Annotated in this window: 12 protein-coding genes; all 12 read left to right on the top strand. The window is 59.1% G+C overall.

What is annotated here, in order from left to right; genetic code table 11:
- Nucleotides 1-232 precede the first annotated feature (232 nt).
- The 12 genes from ispU to accA all read left to right on the top strand — a co-directional run bounded on the left by ispU (nucleotide 233) and on the right by accA (nucleotide 15,061).
- Nucleotides 233-991, top strand: a complete 759-nt coding sequence (ispU, locus tag SSARUM2_RS19325) for a (2E,6E)-farnesyl-diphosphate-specific ditrans,polycis-undecaprenyl-diphosphate synthase (RefSeq protein WP_033635737.1) — start codon at nucleotides 233-235, stop codon at nucleotides 989-991.
- Nucleotides 992-1,000: 9 nt separating this feature from the next.
- Entirely contained in the window at nucleotides 1,001-1,843 is an 843-nt protein-coding gene (gene cdsA, locus SSARUM2_RS19320) for a phosphatidate cytidylyltransferase (protein WP_033644875.1), read from the top strand.
- A gap of 27 nt (nucleotides 1,844-1,870) precedes the next feature.
- The gene (gene rseP, locus SSARUM2_RS19315; RefSeq protein ID WP_004931952.1) at nucleotides 1,871-3,226 is read left to right on the top strand and encodes a sigma E protease regulator RseP; all 1,356 of its coding nucleotides are present in this window, start codon (nucleotides 1,871-1,873) and stop codon (nucleotides 3,224-3,226) included.
- Between the two features lie 35 nt (nucleotides 3,227-3,261).
- Complete coding sequence (bamA, locus tag SSARUM2_RS19310; RefSeq protein WP_033635736.1) at nucleotides 3,262-5,688, top strand: outer membrane protein assembly factor BamA; 2,427 nt, start codon at nucleotides 3,262-3,264, stop codon at nucleotides 5,686-5,688.
- 156 nt (nucleotides 5,689-5,844) lie between these two features.
- Nucleotides 5,845-6,342, top strand: coding sequence for a molecular chaperone Skp (gene skp / locus SSARUM2_RS19305; protein ID WP_004931958.1), 498 nt, complete (start codon nucleotides 5,845-5,847; stop codon nucleotides 6,340-6,342).
- Nucleotides 6,343-6,345: 3 nt separating this feature from the next.
- Nucleotides 6,346-7,368: a UDP-3-O-(3-hydroxymyristoyl)glucosamine N-acyltransferase gene (lpxD, locus tag SSARUM2_RS19300; RefSeq protein ID WP_033635735.1), complete on the top strand. Its 1,023-nt coding sequence runs from the start codon at nucleotides 6,346-6,348 to the stop codon at nucleotides 7,366-7,368.
- Between the two features lie 160 nt (nucleotides 7,369-7,528).
- Nucleotides 7,529-7,984, top strand: coding sequence for a 3-hydroxyacyl-ACP dehydratase FabZ (gene fabZ, locus SSARUM2_RS19295; protein ID WP_004931962.1), 456 nt, complete (start codon nucleotides 7,529-7,531; stop codon nucleotides 7,982-7,984).
- Nucleotides 7,985-7,987: 3 nt separating this feature from the next.
- Complete coding sequence (lpxA, locus tag SSARUM2_RS19290) at nucleotides 7,988-8,776, top strand: acyl-ACP--UDP-N-acetylglucosamine O-acyltransferase (RefSeq protein ID WP_004931964.1); 789 nt, start codon at nucleotides 7,988-7,990, stop codon at nucleotides 8,774-8,776.
- 3 nt (nucleotides 8,777-8,779) lie between these two features.
- Nucleotides 8,780-9,928: a lipid-A-disaccharide synthase gene (gene lpxB / locus SSARUM2_RS19285; RefSeq protein WP_033635734.1), complete on the top strand. Its 1,149-nt coding sequence runs from the start codon at nucleotides 8,780-8,782 to the stop codon at nucleotides 9,926-9,928.
- A complete protein-coding gene (rnhB, locus tag SSARUM2_RS19280) occupies nucleotides 9,925-10,518 on the top strand; it encodes a ribonuclease HII (protein WP_060438376.1) in 594 nt (197 codons plus the stop codon). The genes lpxB and rnhB overlap by 4 nt, the downstream gene beginning before the upstream one ends.
- Nucleotides 10,519-10,600: 82 nt before the next feature.
- Entirely contained in the window at nucleotides 10,601-14,089 is a 3,489-nt protein-coding gene (gene dnaE / locus SSARUM2_RS19275; protein ID WP_060452447.1) for a DNA polymerase III subunit alpha, read from the top strand.
- Nucleotides 14,090-14,101: 12 nt separating this feature from the next.
- Complete coding sequence (gene accA, locus SSARUM2_RS19270; RefSeq protein ID WP_004931972.1) at nucleotides 14,102-15,061, top strand: acetyl-CoA carboxylase carboxyl transferase subunit alpha; 960 nt, start codon at nucleotides 14,102-14,104, stop codon at nucleotides 15,059-15,061.
- Nucleotides 15,062-15,064: the final 3 nt, after the last annotated feature.

The raw sequence follows: 15,064 nt of genomic DNA, 5'->3' as shown, positions 1-15,064 counted from the left end.
CGGGGCCGTTTGTTCATGCCCCGCTGAGGTGGTATAGTCTGCGCCACCTGTCAGCGGTTATACCGTTGAATTATGGCCTGATTGGCGCCTTGTGCGCCAATGGCGGCCCGGCTGCGCCGGGCATCGCGAGGGCTGGCTGAAAGCCGTGTCGGGCACACGGCTTTTTTTGCGCGTAAGGGCCTGATGTTCCGGAAAGGCAGTTATATTTCTATTGAGGAAATAAGTACGAGTTATGTCGTCCGCAAACCAACAAGAGGCTAATCCATCTTCCCCGGGGCCGCGCCATGTCGCCATTATCATGGACGGTAACGGACGCTGGGCCAAACGTCAGGGCAAGTTACGTGTCTTCGGTCATAAAGCAGGGGTGAAATCGGTTCGCCGCGCGGTCAGTTTTGCCGCCAGCCACCATTTAGATGCGCTCACGCTTTATGCCTTCAGCAGCGAAAACTGGAACCGTCCGGTGCAGGAAGTCTCCGCCCTGATGGAGCTTTTTGTCCGTGCTCTGGATAGTGAAGTAAAAAGCCTGCATAAACATAACGTCAGGCTGCGGGTGATCGGCGATATCAGCCGCTTCAGCTCGCGTTTGCAGGAGCGGATCCGCCGCTCTGAAGCACTGACGGAAAATAACGATGGCCTGACGCTCAATATCGCTGCCAACTACGGTGGCCGTTGGGATATCATTCAGGGAGTAAGGGAACTGGCCGAACGGGTACGGGTGGGGGAGTTGCACCCGGATCAGATCAGCGAGGAATTATTGAACGAGCGGGTTTGCATGAGCGACCTGGCGCCGGTGGATCTGGTTATCCGCACCGGTGGCGAGCATCGCATCAGTAACTTCCTGCTGTGGCAAATCGCCTATGCTGAACTTTACTTTACTGATGTGCTCTGGCCTGATTTCGATGAACTTGTCTTTGAAGGTGCGCTGAATGCATTTGCACAACGTGAGCGCCGCTTCGGGGGAACAACACCTATCGGCGCCGATGCGTCCTAGGGAGAACTTTTGCTGAAGTATCGCCTCATAACTGCTCTGATTTTAATCCCGATCGTTATCGCGGCGCTGTTCCTGTTGCCGCCGCTGGCCTTTGCTCTGGTAACGCTCGTCGTGTGCATGTTAGCAGCCTGGGAGTGGGGCCAACTGGCCGGTTTTACCTCCCGTTCGCAGCGCATCTGGCTGGCGATACTGTGCGGTTTTCTGCTGGCGCTGATGATGCTCAGCGTTCCCGCTTACCATCAATCCGTGCCGCAGATAAGCGGCTCGCTGTGGCTGTCGCTGGCCTGGTGGCTGGCGGCGCTGCTGCTGGTGCTGTTCTACCCCGGCTCGGCCGCCATCTGGCGCAATTCGCGCCCGCTGCGCCTGCTGTTCGGCCTGCTGACCATCGTGCCGTTCTTCTGGGGCATGCTGGCGCTGCGCCAGTTCGGCTACGAGCAAAACCCGTTTACCGGCGCCTGGTGGCTGCTGTACGTGATGCTGCTGGTGTGGGGCGCGGATTCCGGCGCCTATATGTTCGGCAAGCTGTTCGGCAAGCATAAGCTGGCGCCGAAGGTCTCTCCGGGTAAAACCTGGGAAGGGCTGATTGGCGGGCTGCTGACGTCGGCGGTCATTTCCTGGCTGTTCGGCCGTTACGCGCCGCTGAACGTGGTGCCGACCACGCTGTTGGCCTGTTCGGTGATCGCCGCGCTGGCTTCGGTGCTGGGCGATTTGACCGAAAGCATGTTCAAACGCGAAGCGGGCATCAAGGACAGCGGTCACTTGATCCCCGGTCACGGTGGCATACTGGATCGTATCGACAGCCTGACCGCGGCGGTGCCGGTGTTTGCCTGCCTGATGCTGTTGGTGTTTTAATCCGTCGATGACGGAAAGTGAGGGATGATGGTCAGCGTGCTTTGGAACCTGGTGGCGTTTCTGATTGCGCTCGGTATTTTGATCACCGTGCACGAGTTCGGACACTTTTGGGTTGCCCGCCGTTGCGGCGTGCGCGTTGAACGCTTCTCCATCGGCTTCGGCCGGGCGCTGTGGCGCCGCACCGATCGCCAGGGCACCGAGTACGTCATCGCCTTGATTCCGCTCGGCGGCTACGTGAAGATGCTGGACGAGCGCGTGGAGTCGGTGGCGCCGGAAATGCGCCATCAGGCCTTCAACAACAAAACCGTCTGGCAGCGCGCGGCCATCATCAGCGCCGGCCCCATCGCCAACTTCCTGTTTGCTATCCTTGCCTATTGGCTGGTGTTCATCATCGGCGTGCCGAGTTTCCGTCCGGTGATCGGCGAAATCGCGCCGCAATCCATCGCCGCCAAGGCCGAAATTTCGTCTGGCATGGAACTAAAGTCGGTTGACGGCATCGAAACGCCTGATTGGGAATCAGTTCGTCTGGCGCTGGTGGCGAAGATTGGCGATGCGCAAACCGAAGTCGGCGTCGCGCCGTTCGGCTCTTCGCAGGTGGTGACCAAAACCCTGGATTTGCGCCAGTGGAACTTTGAACCGGACAAGCAGGATCCCGTTGTCGCGCTGGGCATTATGCCGCGCGGCCCGCAGATAGAATCCGTGTTGGCGGAAGTGCAGCCTAACTCGGCGGCGCAAAAGGCGGGTTTACAAGCGGGGGACAGGATCGTTAAAGTCGATGGTCAGCCGTTGGGTCGTTGGCAGACGCTGGTGAAGCGTATCCACGATGGCCCGGGGCAACCGCTGGCTTTGGAGATTGAAAGAAACGGCGCCCCCTTGTCTTTGACGCTGATACCGGATACAAAGCCGGTGGGAAAAGACAAATCGGTGGGGTTTGCAGGCATCATTCCAAAGGTGCTGCCGCTGCCGGACGAGTATAAAACGATTCGCCAGTATGGACCGTTCCCGGCGCTGTATCAGGCCGGCGACAAGACCTGGCAGCTGATGCGGCTGACGGTCAACATGCTGGGCAAATTAATAACCGGTGATGTAAAGCTGAACAACCTGAGTGGCCCGATCTCGATTGCACAGGGTGCAGGGGCGTCAGCCGGAGTCGGGTTCGTGTATTATCTGATGTTCCTGGCGTTGATTAGCGTCAACCTGGGTATCATCAACCTGTTCCCATTACCGGTGTTAGATGGTGGGCATCTCCTCTTCCTGGCGATAGAAAAGCTGAAGGGTGGGCCGGTTTCCGAGCGAGTACAGGACTACAGCTACCGCATAGGTTCGATCGTGCTGGTGTTGTTGATGGGTCTTGCACTTTTCAATGATTTTTCCCGCCTCTAGGGGCGGGGATAGGTTAGGAAGAACGCATAACAACGATGGCGATGAAAAAGTTGCTCATAGCGTCGCTGCTGTTTGGCAGCGCCACCGTATACGGTGCAGACGGGTTCGTAGTGAAAGATATTCATTTCGAAGGCCTGCAGCGAGTCGCCGTCGGTGCGGCGTTACTCAACATGCCGGTTCGCGTCGGCGATACCGTCACTGACGATGACATCAGTAATACCATCCGTGCCTTGTTTGCCACCGGCAACTTCGAGGACGTGCGCGTACTGCGCGATGGTAATACCTTGATCGTGCAGGTGAAGGAACGTCCTACCATCGCCAGCATCACTTTCTCCGGCAACAAGTCGGTGAAGGATGACATGCTCAAGCAGAACCTGGAAGCCTCCGGCGTCCGGGTGGGCGAGGCGCTCGACCGCACCACGATCTCCAGCATTGAAAAAGGGCTGGAAGACTTCTACTACAGCGTCGGTAAATACAGCGCCTCGGTGAAAGCCGTAGTCACGCCGCTGCCGCGCAACCGTGTTGACCTGAAGCTGGTGTTCACGGAAGGGGTCTCCGCCAAGATTCAACAAATCAACATCGTCGGCAACCATGCCTTCACCAACGACGAACTGATCTCGCGCTTCCAGCTGCGTGACGAAGTGCCGTGGTGGAACCTGGTCGGCGATCGCAAATACCAGAAACAGAAACTGGCGGGCGATCTCGAAACCCTGCGCAGCTTCTATCTGGATCGCGGCTATGCCCGCTTCAACATCGATTCTACCCAGGTGAGCCTGACGCCGGATAAAAAAGGCATCTACATCACCATCAACATCACCGAAGGCGATCAGTACAAGCTTTCCGATGTTGTCGTGAACGGCAACCTGGCCGGCCACTCGGCGGAAGTCGCTCAGATCACCAAAATCGAGCCAGGCGAGCTGTACAACGGCAGCAAGGTGACCAAAATGGAAGACAACATCAAAACGATGTTGGGCCGTTATGGTTACGCCTACCCGCGCGTCGGCACTCAGCCTGAGATCAACGACGCGGATAAAACCGTCAAACTGCACGTCAACGTCGACGCGGGCAACCGCTTCTACGTGCGTCGCATCAAGTTCGAAGGCAACGACACCAGCAAGGATTCCGTACTGCGTCGCGAAATGCGCCAGATGGAAGGCGCCTGGCTCGGCAACGAGCAGGTCGAGCAGGGTAAGGAGCGTCTGAACCGTCTGGGCTACTTCGAAACGGTTGACGTGGAAACCCAGCGCGTGCCGGGCACCGCCGATCAGGTCGACGTCACCTACAAGGTGAAAGAGCGCAACACCGGTACCTTCAACTTCGGCGTCGGTTACGGCACCGAGAGCGGCGTCAGCTTCCAGGCGGGCGTGCAGCAGGATAACTGGTTGGGTACCGGCTACTCGGTGGGCATCAGCGGCACCAAGAACGACTACCAGACCTATACGGAACTGTCGGTCACCAACCCGTACTTCACCGTTGACGGTGTGAGCCTGGGCGGCCGCATCTTCTACAACGACTTTAAGGCGGATGACGCGGATCTGTCGGACTATACCAACAAGAGTTACGGTATCGACGGCACGCTGGGCTTCCCGATCAACGAAAACAACTCGTTGCGTACCGGCCTGGGCTACGTCCACAACGGCCTGTCGAACATGCAGCCGCAGATCGCCATGTGGCGTTACCTCGACTCGATGGGCGTGGATGCGAACAAGACCGACCGCGCCAGCTACTCGACGGACGACTTTACGTTGAACCTGGGTTGGACCTACAACAACCTAGACCGCGGCTACTTCCCGACGTCGGGTAACCGCACCACGTTGAACGGCAAGGTCACCATTCCGGGCTCGGACAACGAATACTACAAGGTGACGCTGGACAGCGTACAGTACGTGCCGATCAACGACGATCGCACCTGGGTGCTGTTGGGCCGTGGCCGTCTGGGTTACGCGGATGGCTTGGGCGGCAAGGAAATGCCGTTCTACGAGAACTTCTACGCCGGTGGTTCTAGCACCGTGCGTGGCTTCCAGTCCAACACCATTGGTCCGAAGGCGGTGTACTACAATTCCAACTCGTACCAGTGTCAGTTCAACGCCGGCAGCACGACCACGCGTCAGAACATCTGTAGCTCGGATGACGCGGTGGGCGGTAACGCCATGGCGGTCGCCAGCCTGGAGCTGATCACCCCGACGCCGTTCATCAGCGAGAAATACGCCAACTCAGTGCGGACGTCGCTGTTCATCGATGCCGGTACCGTGTGGGATACCAAGTGGAAGAATACCAACGAAACGCTGATGTACGGCGTGCCGGACTACAGCAAGGCCAGCAATATTCGTTCTTCCGCCGGTATCGCGCTGCAGTGGATGTCGCCGCTGGGGCCATTGGTGTTCTCTTACGCCAACCCGATCAAGAAATACGAAGGCGACAAGTCCGAACAGTTCCAGTTTAACATCGGTAAGACCTGGTAACGGGTCTCGCCTCTGGGCATAAAAGTTATTAAGAATCGCAATGGCCAGGCGCCCGCCGGCAGAGGGAGATGATTCTCATTGTTTGGTGGGATAAGTCTGGCAAATTGTGTACTTCAGTGTCATATGACACAAATGGGTGATGGTAAGGAGTTTATAGTGAAAAAGTGGTTGTGTGCCGCAGGCCTCGGTTTAGCAATGGCTGCTTCAGCTGGCGTTCAGGCAGCAGATAAGATCGCTGTCGTTAACGTCTCCAGCATTTTCCAACAGCTGCCGGCCCGCGAAGCGGTCGCTAAACAGCTGGAAAACGAGTTTAAAGGCCGTGCAAGCGAACTCCAGAACATGGAACGTAGCCTGCAGACCAAAATGCAACGTCTGCAGCGTGACGGCGCTACCATGAAAGCCAGCGATCGCAGCAAGTTGGAAAAAGACGTGATGGCGCAGCGCGAGCAGTTCTCTCAGAAAGCCCAGGCTTTCGAGCAGGACAACCGTCGTCGCCAGATGGAAGAGCGTAACAAGATCCTGAGCCGCATTCAGGACGCTGTGAAATCTGTCGCCAGCAAAGGCGGTTATGACGTGGTGATCGACGCCAACGCCGTTGCCTATGCAGACTCTTCCAAAGATATCACTGCTGACGTGCTGAAACAGGTTAAATAACACATGCTTTCAATTCGACTGGCTGATTTAGCGCAGCAGTTGGATGCACAATTGCACGGTGATGGCGATCTCGTCATCACCGGCATTGCTTCTATGCATTCGGCACAGCCTGGCCAAATCACGTTTTTGTCAAACAGCCGCTATCAAGAGCAGCTGTCTTCCTGCCAGGCAAGCGCCGTGGTGCTTACCGAAGCGGATTTACCACACTGCCGTACTGCGGCGCTGGTGGTTAAAAACCCTTACCTGACCTACGCGCGCATGGCGCAGCTGATGGACACCACGCCGGCGCCGGCGCAGGATATTGCGCCAAGCGCGGTTGTCTCGCCTGAAGCGCAACTGGGGCAGAACGTCGCCATTGGGGCGAACGCGGTGATTGAGTCGGGTGCGGTGCTTGGCGATAACGTGGTTATCGGCCCGGGCTGCTTCATCGGCAAACACGCGCGCATCGGCGCGGGAACGCGTCTGTGGGCGAACGTTACGATTTATCATGCGGTTGAAATCGGCCAGCGCTGCCTGATCCAGTCCGGCACCGTGATCGGCGCGGACGGTTTCGGCTATGCGAACGAGCGCGGCGAGTGGATCAAAATCCCTCAGTTGGGCACGGTGATTATCGGCGATCGCGTCGAAATCGGCGCCTGCACCACCATCGACCGCGGCGCTTTGGATAACACCCAAATCGGGAATGGTGTTATCATCGACAACCAATGCCAGATTGCACATAACGTCGTGATTGGCGACAATACCGCCGTCGCCGGCGGTGTGATCATGGCCGGCAGCCTGAAAATCGGCCGCTACTGCCAGATCGGCGGTGCCAGCGTGATCAACGGTCACATGGAAATTGCCGACAAGGTTGTTGTTACCGGAATGGGAATGGTTATGCGACCAATCACCGAACCTGGGGTATACTCTTCGGGCATTCCGTTGCAGCCTAACAAGGTTTGGCGTAAAACCGCTGCGTTGGTGATGAATATCGATGAGATCAGCAAACGCTTGAAAGCTGTCGAACGTAAAGTCGGAAAAGACTAATCATTGCCGCCCGCCTTCGCGGGTACAAAACGAAACGCGTTGGTCGTGAGACCAAAAGCGCAAAGAGATGTTAATTTGCGGCCTGCATGATGATCTCCTTTTGGGGTCAGCGCAGGCCGTGTTGTTGATGCCATCAGTTTTTAGAGACAGGAAGAGTATTTTGACTACTGACACTCATACTCTGGATATTGCAGAAATTTTGGATCTGCTTCCTCACCGTTACCCGTTCTTGCTGGTCGACCGCGTCCTCGAGTTTGAAGAGCACAAATATCTGCGTGCGGTGAAGAACGTATCGGTGAACGAACCGTTTTTCCAGGGCCACTTCCCTGGCAAACCGATTTTCCCAGGCGTATTGATTCTGGAAGCCATGGCGCAGGCCACCGGTATCCTGGCGTTTAAAAGCGTCGGCAAACTGGAGCCGGGCGAGCTGTATTACTTCGCCGGTATCGACGAAGCACGCTTCAAACGCCCTGTGGTGCCAGGCGATCAGATGGTCATGGAAGTCACCTTCGAGAAAACTCGCCGCGGCCTGACTCGCTTCAAAGGCGTGGCGACCGTTGACGGTAAAATTGTCTGCGAAGCAACCATGATGTGTGCCCGCAGCCGGGAGGCTTAATCCGTGATTGACCAAACCGCCTTTATCCATCCTAGCGCGATAGTCGAAGAAGGCGCCGTGATCGGCGCCAACGTGCATATCGGCCCTTTCTGCTACGTCGGCTCCCAGGTGGAAATCGGCGCCGGCACGGTGCTGAAATCCCACGTGGTGGTGAACGGCATTACCAAGATTGGCTGCGATAACCAGATTTATCAGTTCGCTTCCATCGGTGAAGTGAACCAGGATCTGAAATACGCGGGCGAACCGACGCGCGTTGAAGTGGGCGATCGCAACCGCATCCGCGAAAGCGTGACCATTCACCGCGGCACCGCGCAGGGCACCGGCCTGACCAAAGTGGGCAATGACAACCTGCTGATGGTCAACGTGCACGTCGCCCACGACTGCGTGGTCGGCAACGCTTGCGTGCTGGCCAACAACGCCACGCTGGCGGGGCATGTGGAAATCGACGATCACGCCATCATCGGCGGCATGACGGCGATCCACCAGTTCTGCATTATCGGCGCGCATGTGATGGTAGGCGGTTGTTCCGGCGTCGCTCAGGACGTGCCTCCATTCGTCATCGCTCAGGGTAACCACGCGACGCCGTTCGGCGTCAACGCGGTCGGCCTGAAGCGTCGCGGTTTTGACAAGGATGAAATGCAGGCGATCCGCAACGCCTACAAGATCCTGTATCGCAGCGAGAAAACGCTGGATGAAGCGAAAGCGGAAATCGAAGCCCTGGCCAAAGAACAGCCGGTGGTGCAGCAATACCTCGATTTCTTTACCCGTTCCACCCGCGGTATCATTCGCTGAGTTATGTCGAATCGTCCATTGACTATCGGATTGGTCGCCGGAGAAACCTCCGGTGACATTCTCGGCGCCGGTTTGATCCGCGCGCTCAAGGCGCAGATACCCGACGCGCGTTTTGTTGGCGTCGCCGGCCCGCTGATGCAGGCCGAAGGCTGTGAAGCCTGGTACGAAATGGAAGAGCTGGCGGTCATGGGCGTGGTGGAAGTGCTCGAGCGTTTGCCACGCCTGTTGAAGATCCGCAAGGATCTTACCCGCCGCTTCGGCGAGCTGCGGCCGGACGTGTTTGTCGGCATCGACGCGCCGGACTTCAACATCACGCTGGAAGGCCGCCTCAAGCAGCGCGGTATCCGTACCATTCACTACGTCAGCCCTTCCGTGTGGGCCTGGCGGCAAAAGCGCGTTTTCAAAATTGGCAAAGCCACCGATCTGGTGCTGGCCTTTCTCCCTTTCGAAAAAGCGTTTTACGATCGTTTCAACGTGCCCTGCCGGTTTATCGGCCACACCATGGCGGACGCCATGCCGTTGCAGCCCGATCGGCTGGCGGCGCGCGCTCAGCTTGGCATCGATCCGCAGGCGCGCTGTCTGGCGTTGCTGCCGGGCAGCCGCGGCGCCGAAGTCGAGATGCTGAGCGCCGACTTCCTCAAGACCGCGCAGCTGCTGCGCACCCGTTATCCCGAGCTGGAAGTGGTGGTGCCGCTGGTCAACGCCAAACGGCGCGAGCAGTTTGAGCGCATCAAGGCGGAAGTGGCGCCGGATCTGACCGTACACCTGCTGAACGGCCAGGGGCGCGAGGCGATGATCGCCAGCGACGCGGCGCTGCTGGCATCCGGCACGGCGGCGCTGGAGTGCATGCTGGCCAAGTGCCCGATGGTGGTGGGCTATCGCATGAAGCCGTTCACTTTCTGGCTGGCGCAGAAGCTGGTGAAAACGCCTTACGTTTCGCTGCCGAATCTGCTGGCGGGGCGCGAGATCGTTACCGAGCTGCTGCAGCATGACTGCGTGCCGGACAAACTGGCCGCCGCCGTGATGCCGCTGCTGGAAGAGAGCCCGCAAACCGAAGCGCTGAAACAGACTTTCCTTACCTTGCACCAAAGCATCCGTTGCGGTGCGGACGAACAGGCCGCTCAGGCTGTGTTGGAGCTGGCGAAAGCATGATTGAACCCTTTATCTATCCCGCTGCCACGCTGATTGCCGGCATGGACGAAGTGGGCCGCGGGCCGTTGGTCGGCGCGGTGGTCACCGCCGCCGTGATCCTCGATCCGGCGCAGCCGATCGTCGGGCTGGCGGATTCCAAGAAACTCAGTGAAAAACGCCGCCTGGCGCTGTATGACGAAATCGTCGCCAAGGCGCTCTCCTGGAGCCTGGGGCGCGCCGAGCCGGCGGAAATCGACCAACTGAACATATTGCACGCCACCATGCTGGCGATGCAGCGGGCGGTGGCCGGGTTGCATATCGCGCCGGACATGGTTTTAATCGACGGTAACCGTTGCCCGAACCTGCCGATGCGTTCGCAGGCGGTGGTGAAGGGCGACAGCCGCGTGGCGGAGATCAGCGCGGCGTCCATTCTGGCGAAGGTCACGCGCGATCGTGAAATGGCCGCGCTGGACAGCGAGTTCCCGGACTACGGTTTCGCGCAGCATAAGGGTTACCCGACCGCCTTCCACCTGGAGCGGCTGGCCGCGCTGGGCGCCACCGAGCATCACCGCCGCAGCTTCGCGCCGGTGAAAAGGGCGCTGGCGCTGTAGCCTGCGGGCCTGGTTGACCAGGCCCGACGATAGCATTAACCCGGGTTCAGCCTGCTGAGCCCCTTCAATCAGGTATCTGGAGATGGCCGAACCTCGTTTTATTCACCTGCGCGTCCACAGTGACTACTCCATGATTGATGGATTGGCCAAGACGGCACCGCTGGTGAAAAGAGCCGCCGCGTTAGCCATGCCTGCTCTGGCAATCACCGATTTCACCAACCTGTGTGGATTGGTGAAGTTCTACGGCAGCGCGCACGGCGCCGGGATCAAACCGATCATCGGCGCGGATTTCCATGTGCAAAGCGAAGAGCTGGGCGACGAGCTGGCTCAGCTGACGGTGCTGGCCAGCAACAACGAAGGCTACCAGAACCTGACGCTGCTGATTTCCCGCGCCTATCAGCGCGGCTACGGCGCCGCCGGCCCGCTCATCGATCGCGACTGGCTGATTGAACATCGCGAAGGGCTGATTCTGCTCTCCGGCGCGCGTCAGGGCGACGTCGGCAAGTTTCTGCTGCGCGGCAACCAGGCGCAGGTGGATCAGTGTCTGGACTTCTACCAGCAGCACTTCCCGGACTGTTACTACCTGGAACTGATTCGCACCGGCCGCCCGGACGAAGAGAACTACCTGCATGCGGCGGTGGCGCTGGCCACCGAGCGCGGTTTGCCGGTGGTGGCCACCAACGACGTGCGCTTCCTGGTGGAAGATGACTTCGACGCCCATGAAATTCGCGTCGCCATCCACGACGGCTTTACGCTGGACGATCCCAAGCGGCCGCGCAACTACAGCCCGCAGCAATACATGCGCAGCGAAGACGAGATGTGCGAGCTGTTCGCCGACATCCCCGAAGCGCTGCTGAACAGCGTCGAGATCGCCAAGCGCTGCAACGTCACCATTCGCCTCGGCGAATACTTCCTGCCGCAGTTCCCGACCGGCGACATGAGCACCGAGGACTTCCTGGTACTCAAATCGAAAGAGGGGCTGGAAGAGCGTCTCGAGTTCCTGTTCCCCGATCCTGAAGTGCGCGCGCAGCGCCGCCCGGAATACGACGAGCGTCTGGACGTCGAGCTGAAGGTGATCAACCAGATGGGGTTCCCCGGCTACTTCCTGATCGTGATGGAGTTTATCCAGTGGTCGAAGGACAACAACGTGCCGGTGGGCCCGGGGCGCGGTTCCGGCGCCGGTTCGCTGGTGGCCTATGCGTTGAAAATCACCGACCTCGATCCGCTGGAGTTCGACCTGCTGTTCGAACGTTTCCTGAACCCGGAACGTGTCTCGATGCCCGACTTCGACGTCGACTTCTGCATGGAGAAGCGCGATCAGGTAATTGAGCACGTGGCGGAGATGTACGGCCGCGAAGCGGTATCGCAGATCATCACCTTCGGCACCATGGCGGCGAAAGCGGTTATCCGCGACGTGGGCCGCGTGCTGGGGCACCCGTACGGCTTCGTCGATCGCATCTCCAAGCTGGTGCCGCCGGATCCGGGCATGACGCTGGAAAAAGCCTTCGCCGCCGAACCGCAGCTGCCGGAAATTTACGAGGCAGACGAAGAGGTCAAGGCGCTGATCGACATGGCGCGCAAGCTGGAAGGGGTGACGCGTAACGCCGGTAAACACGCCGGGGGCGTGGTGATAGCGCCGACCAAAATCACCGACTTCGCGCCGCTGTACTGCGACGCCGAAGGGCAGCACCCGGTGACCCAGTTCGATAAGAACGACGTGGAATACGCCGGGCTGGTGAAGTTCGACTTCCTCGGTCTGCGCACCCTGACCATCATCGACTGGGCGCTGGAGATGATCAACGCCCGGCGCGCCAAGACCGGGCTGGAGCCGATCGACATCGCCGCCATTCCGCTCGACGACAAGAAAAGCTTCGACATGCTGCAGCGCTCGGAAACCACGGCGGTGTTCCAGCTTGAATCGCGCGGCATGAAAGACCTGATCAAACGTCTGAAGCCCGACTGCTTCGAAGACATGATCGCACTGGTGGCGCTGTTCCGTCCGGGGCCGCTGCAGTCGGGGATGGTGGATAACTTCATCGACCGCAAGCACGGCCGCGAAGAGATCTCCTACCCGGACATCCAGTGGCAGCACGAGTCGCTCAAGCCGGTGCTGGAACCCACCTATGGCATCATCCTGTATCAGGAACAGGTGATGCAGATTGCCCAGGTGCTGGCGGGCTATACGCTGGGCGGCGCGGACATGCTGCGCCGTGCGATGGGTAAAAAGAACCCGGTCGAGATGGCCAAGCAGCGCGGCGGCTTTGAAGATGGCGCCAAAGCGCGCGGCATCGACGGCGAACTGTCGGTGAAAATCTTCGACCTGGTGGAGAAATTCGCCGGATACGGCTTCAACAAATCGCACTCCGCCGCCTATGCGCTGGTGTCGTATCAGACGCTGTGGCTGAAAGCGCACTACCCGGCCGAGTTTATGGCGGCGGTGATGACCGCCGATATGGACAACACCGATAAGGTGGTGGGGCTGGTGGACGAATGCTGGCGCATGGGGCTGAAGATCCTGCCGCCGGACATCAACAGCGGCCTGTATCACTTCCACGTCAACGACGACGGCGAGATCGTTTACGGCATAGGCGCCATCAAGGGCGTGGGGGAAGGGCCGATCGAAGCCATCATCGAGGCGCGCAACAGCGGCGAGCAGGGTTACTTCAAAGACCTGTTCGATCTCTGCGCGCGCTCAGACATCAAGAAACTGAACCGCCGCATTCTGGAAAAACTGATCATGTCCGGCGCGTTCGATCGCCTCGGGCCGCACCGCGCCGCGCTGATGAATTCGCTCGGCGACGCGTTGAAAGCGGCGGATCAGCATGCGAAAGCCGAAGCGATCGGCCAGGTGGATATGTTTGGCGTGCTGGCGGAAGCGCCGGAGCAGGTGGAGCAATCCTACGCCAATATCGCGCCCTGGCCGGAGCAGGTGGTGCTGGACGGTGAACGGGAGACGCTGGGGCTGTACCTGACCGGCCACCCGATCACCCAGTACCTGAAGGAGATCGAACGTTACGCCGGTGGCCAGCGTTTGAAAGACATGCACCCGACGGATCGGGGCAAAATGACCACCGCCGTCGGGCTGGTGGTCGCCGCGCGGGTGATGGTGACCAAGCGCGGCAACCGCATCGGCATCTGTACATTGGATGACCGTTCGGGCCGCCTGGAAGTGATGTTATTCACCGAAGCGTTAGAAAAATACCAGCATTTGTTGGAAAAAGACCGTATCCTTATCGCCAGTGGACAGGTCAGCTTTGATGACTTTAGCGGCGGGCTTAAAATGATGGCCCGCGAGGTAATGGACATCAGTGAAGCCCGGGAAAAATACGCTCGCGGGCTTGCTATCTCGCTGACTGACAGGCAAATTGATGACCAGCTTTTGAACCGTCTCCGTCAGTCGTTGGAACCCCATCGCTCGGGGACGATTCCAGTGCATCTCTACTATCAACGGGAAGATGCGCGAGCCAAGCTGCGTTTTGGCGCAACCTGGCGCGTGACGCCCACCGACCGCTTGTTGATCGACTTGCGGACGTTGGTAGGCAATGAGCAGGTGGACTTGGAATTTGACTAAAATAGGAATGCTATGAGTCTGAATTTTCTTGATTTTGAACAGCCGATTGCAGAGCTGGAAGCGAAAATTGACTCGCTGACTGCAGTCAGCCGTCAAGACGAAAAATTAGATATTAATCTGGACGAAGAGGTTCAGCGCCTGCGTGAAAAGAGCGTTGAGCTGACGCGCAAGATTTTTGCCGATCTTGGGGCCTGGCAGATTGCCCAATTGGCACGCCACCCGCGCCGTCCTTATACCCTGGATTATATCAAACACATCTTTACCGACTTCGAAGAGTTGGCGGGCGATCGCGCTTACGCCGACGACAAAGCGATCGTCGGCGGTATTGCGCGCCTGGATGGCCGCCCGGTGATGATCATCGGGCACCAGAAAGGCCGTGAAACCAAAGAGAAGATCCGCCGCAACTTCGGCATGCCGGCGCCGGAAGGCTACCGCAAGGCGCTGCGCCTGATGGAAATGGCCGCGCGCTTCAAGATGCCGATCATCACCTTTATCGATACCCCGGGCGCTTATCCGGGCGTGGGCGCGGAAGAGCGCGGCCAGTCCGAAGCCATCGCGCGCAACCTGCGTGAGATGTCGCGCCTGAACGTGCCGGTCATCTGCACCGTCATCGGCGAAGGCGGCTCCGGCGGCGCGCTGGCGATCGGCGTGGGCGATAAGGTGAACATGCTGCAGTACAGCACCTACTCGGTGATTTCGCCGGAAGGCTGCGCCTCCATCCTGTGGAAGAGCGCCGATAAGGCGCCGCTGGCCGCAGAAGCGATGGGCATCACCGCGCCGCGTCTGAAAGAGCTGAAGCTGATCGACTCGGTGATCCCGGAGCCGCTGGGTTCCGCGCACCGCGACGTGCCGGCAATGGCCGCCGCGCTGAAAGCGCAGCTGCTGGCCGATCTGAAAGATCTGGACGGCCTGAACGACGAAGAGTTGCTCAACCGCCGCTACCAGCGTCTGATGAACTACGGCTACTGCTGAGTT

Source organism: Serratia sp. K-E0102, from assembly GCF_029962625.1.
Taxonomy (GTDB): Bacteria; Pseudomonadota; Gammaproteobacteria; order Enterobacterales; family Enterobacteriaceae; genus Serratia; species Serratia sarumanii.
Note: the sequence above shows the minus strand (reverse complement) of the source record. Positions and strands in the feature narration are given on the sequence as shown.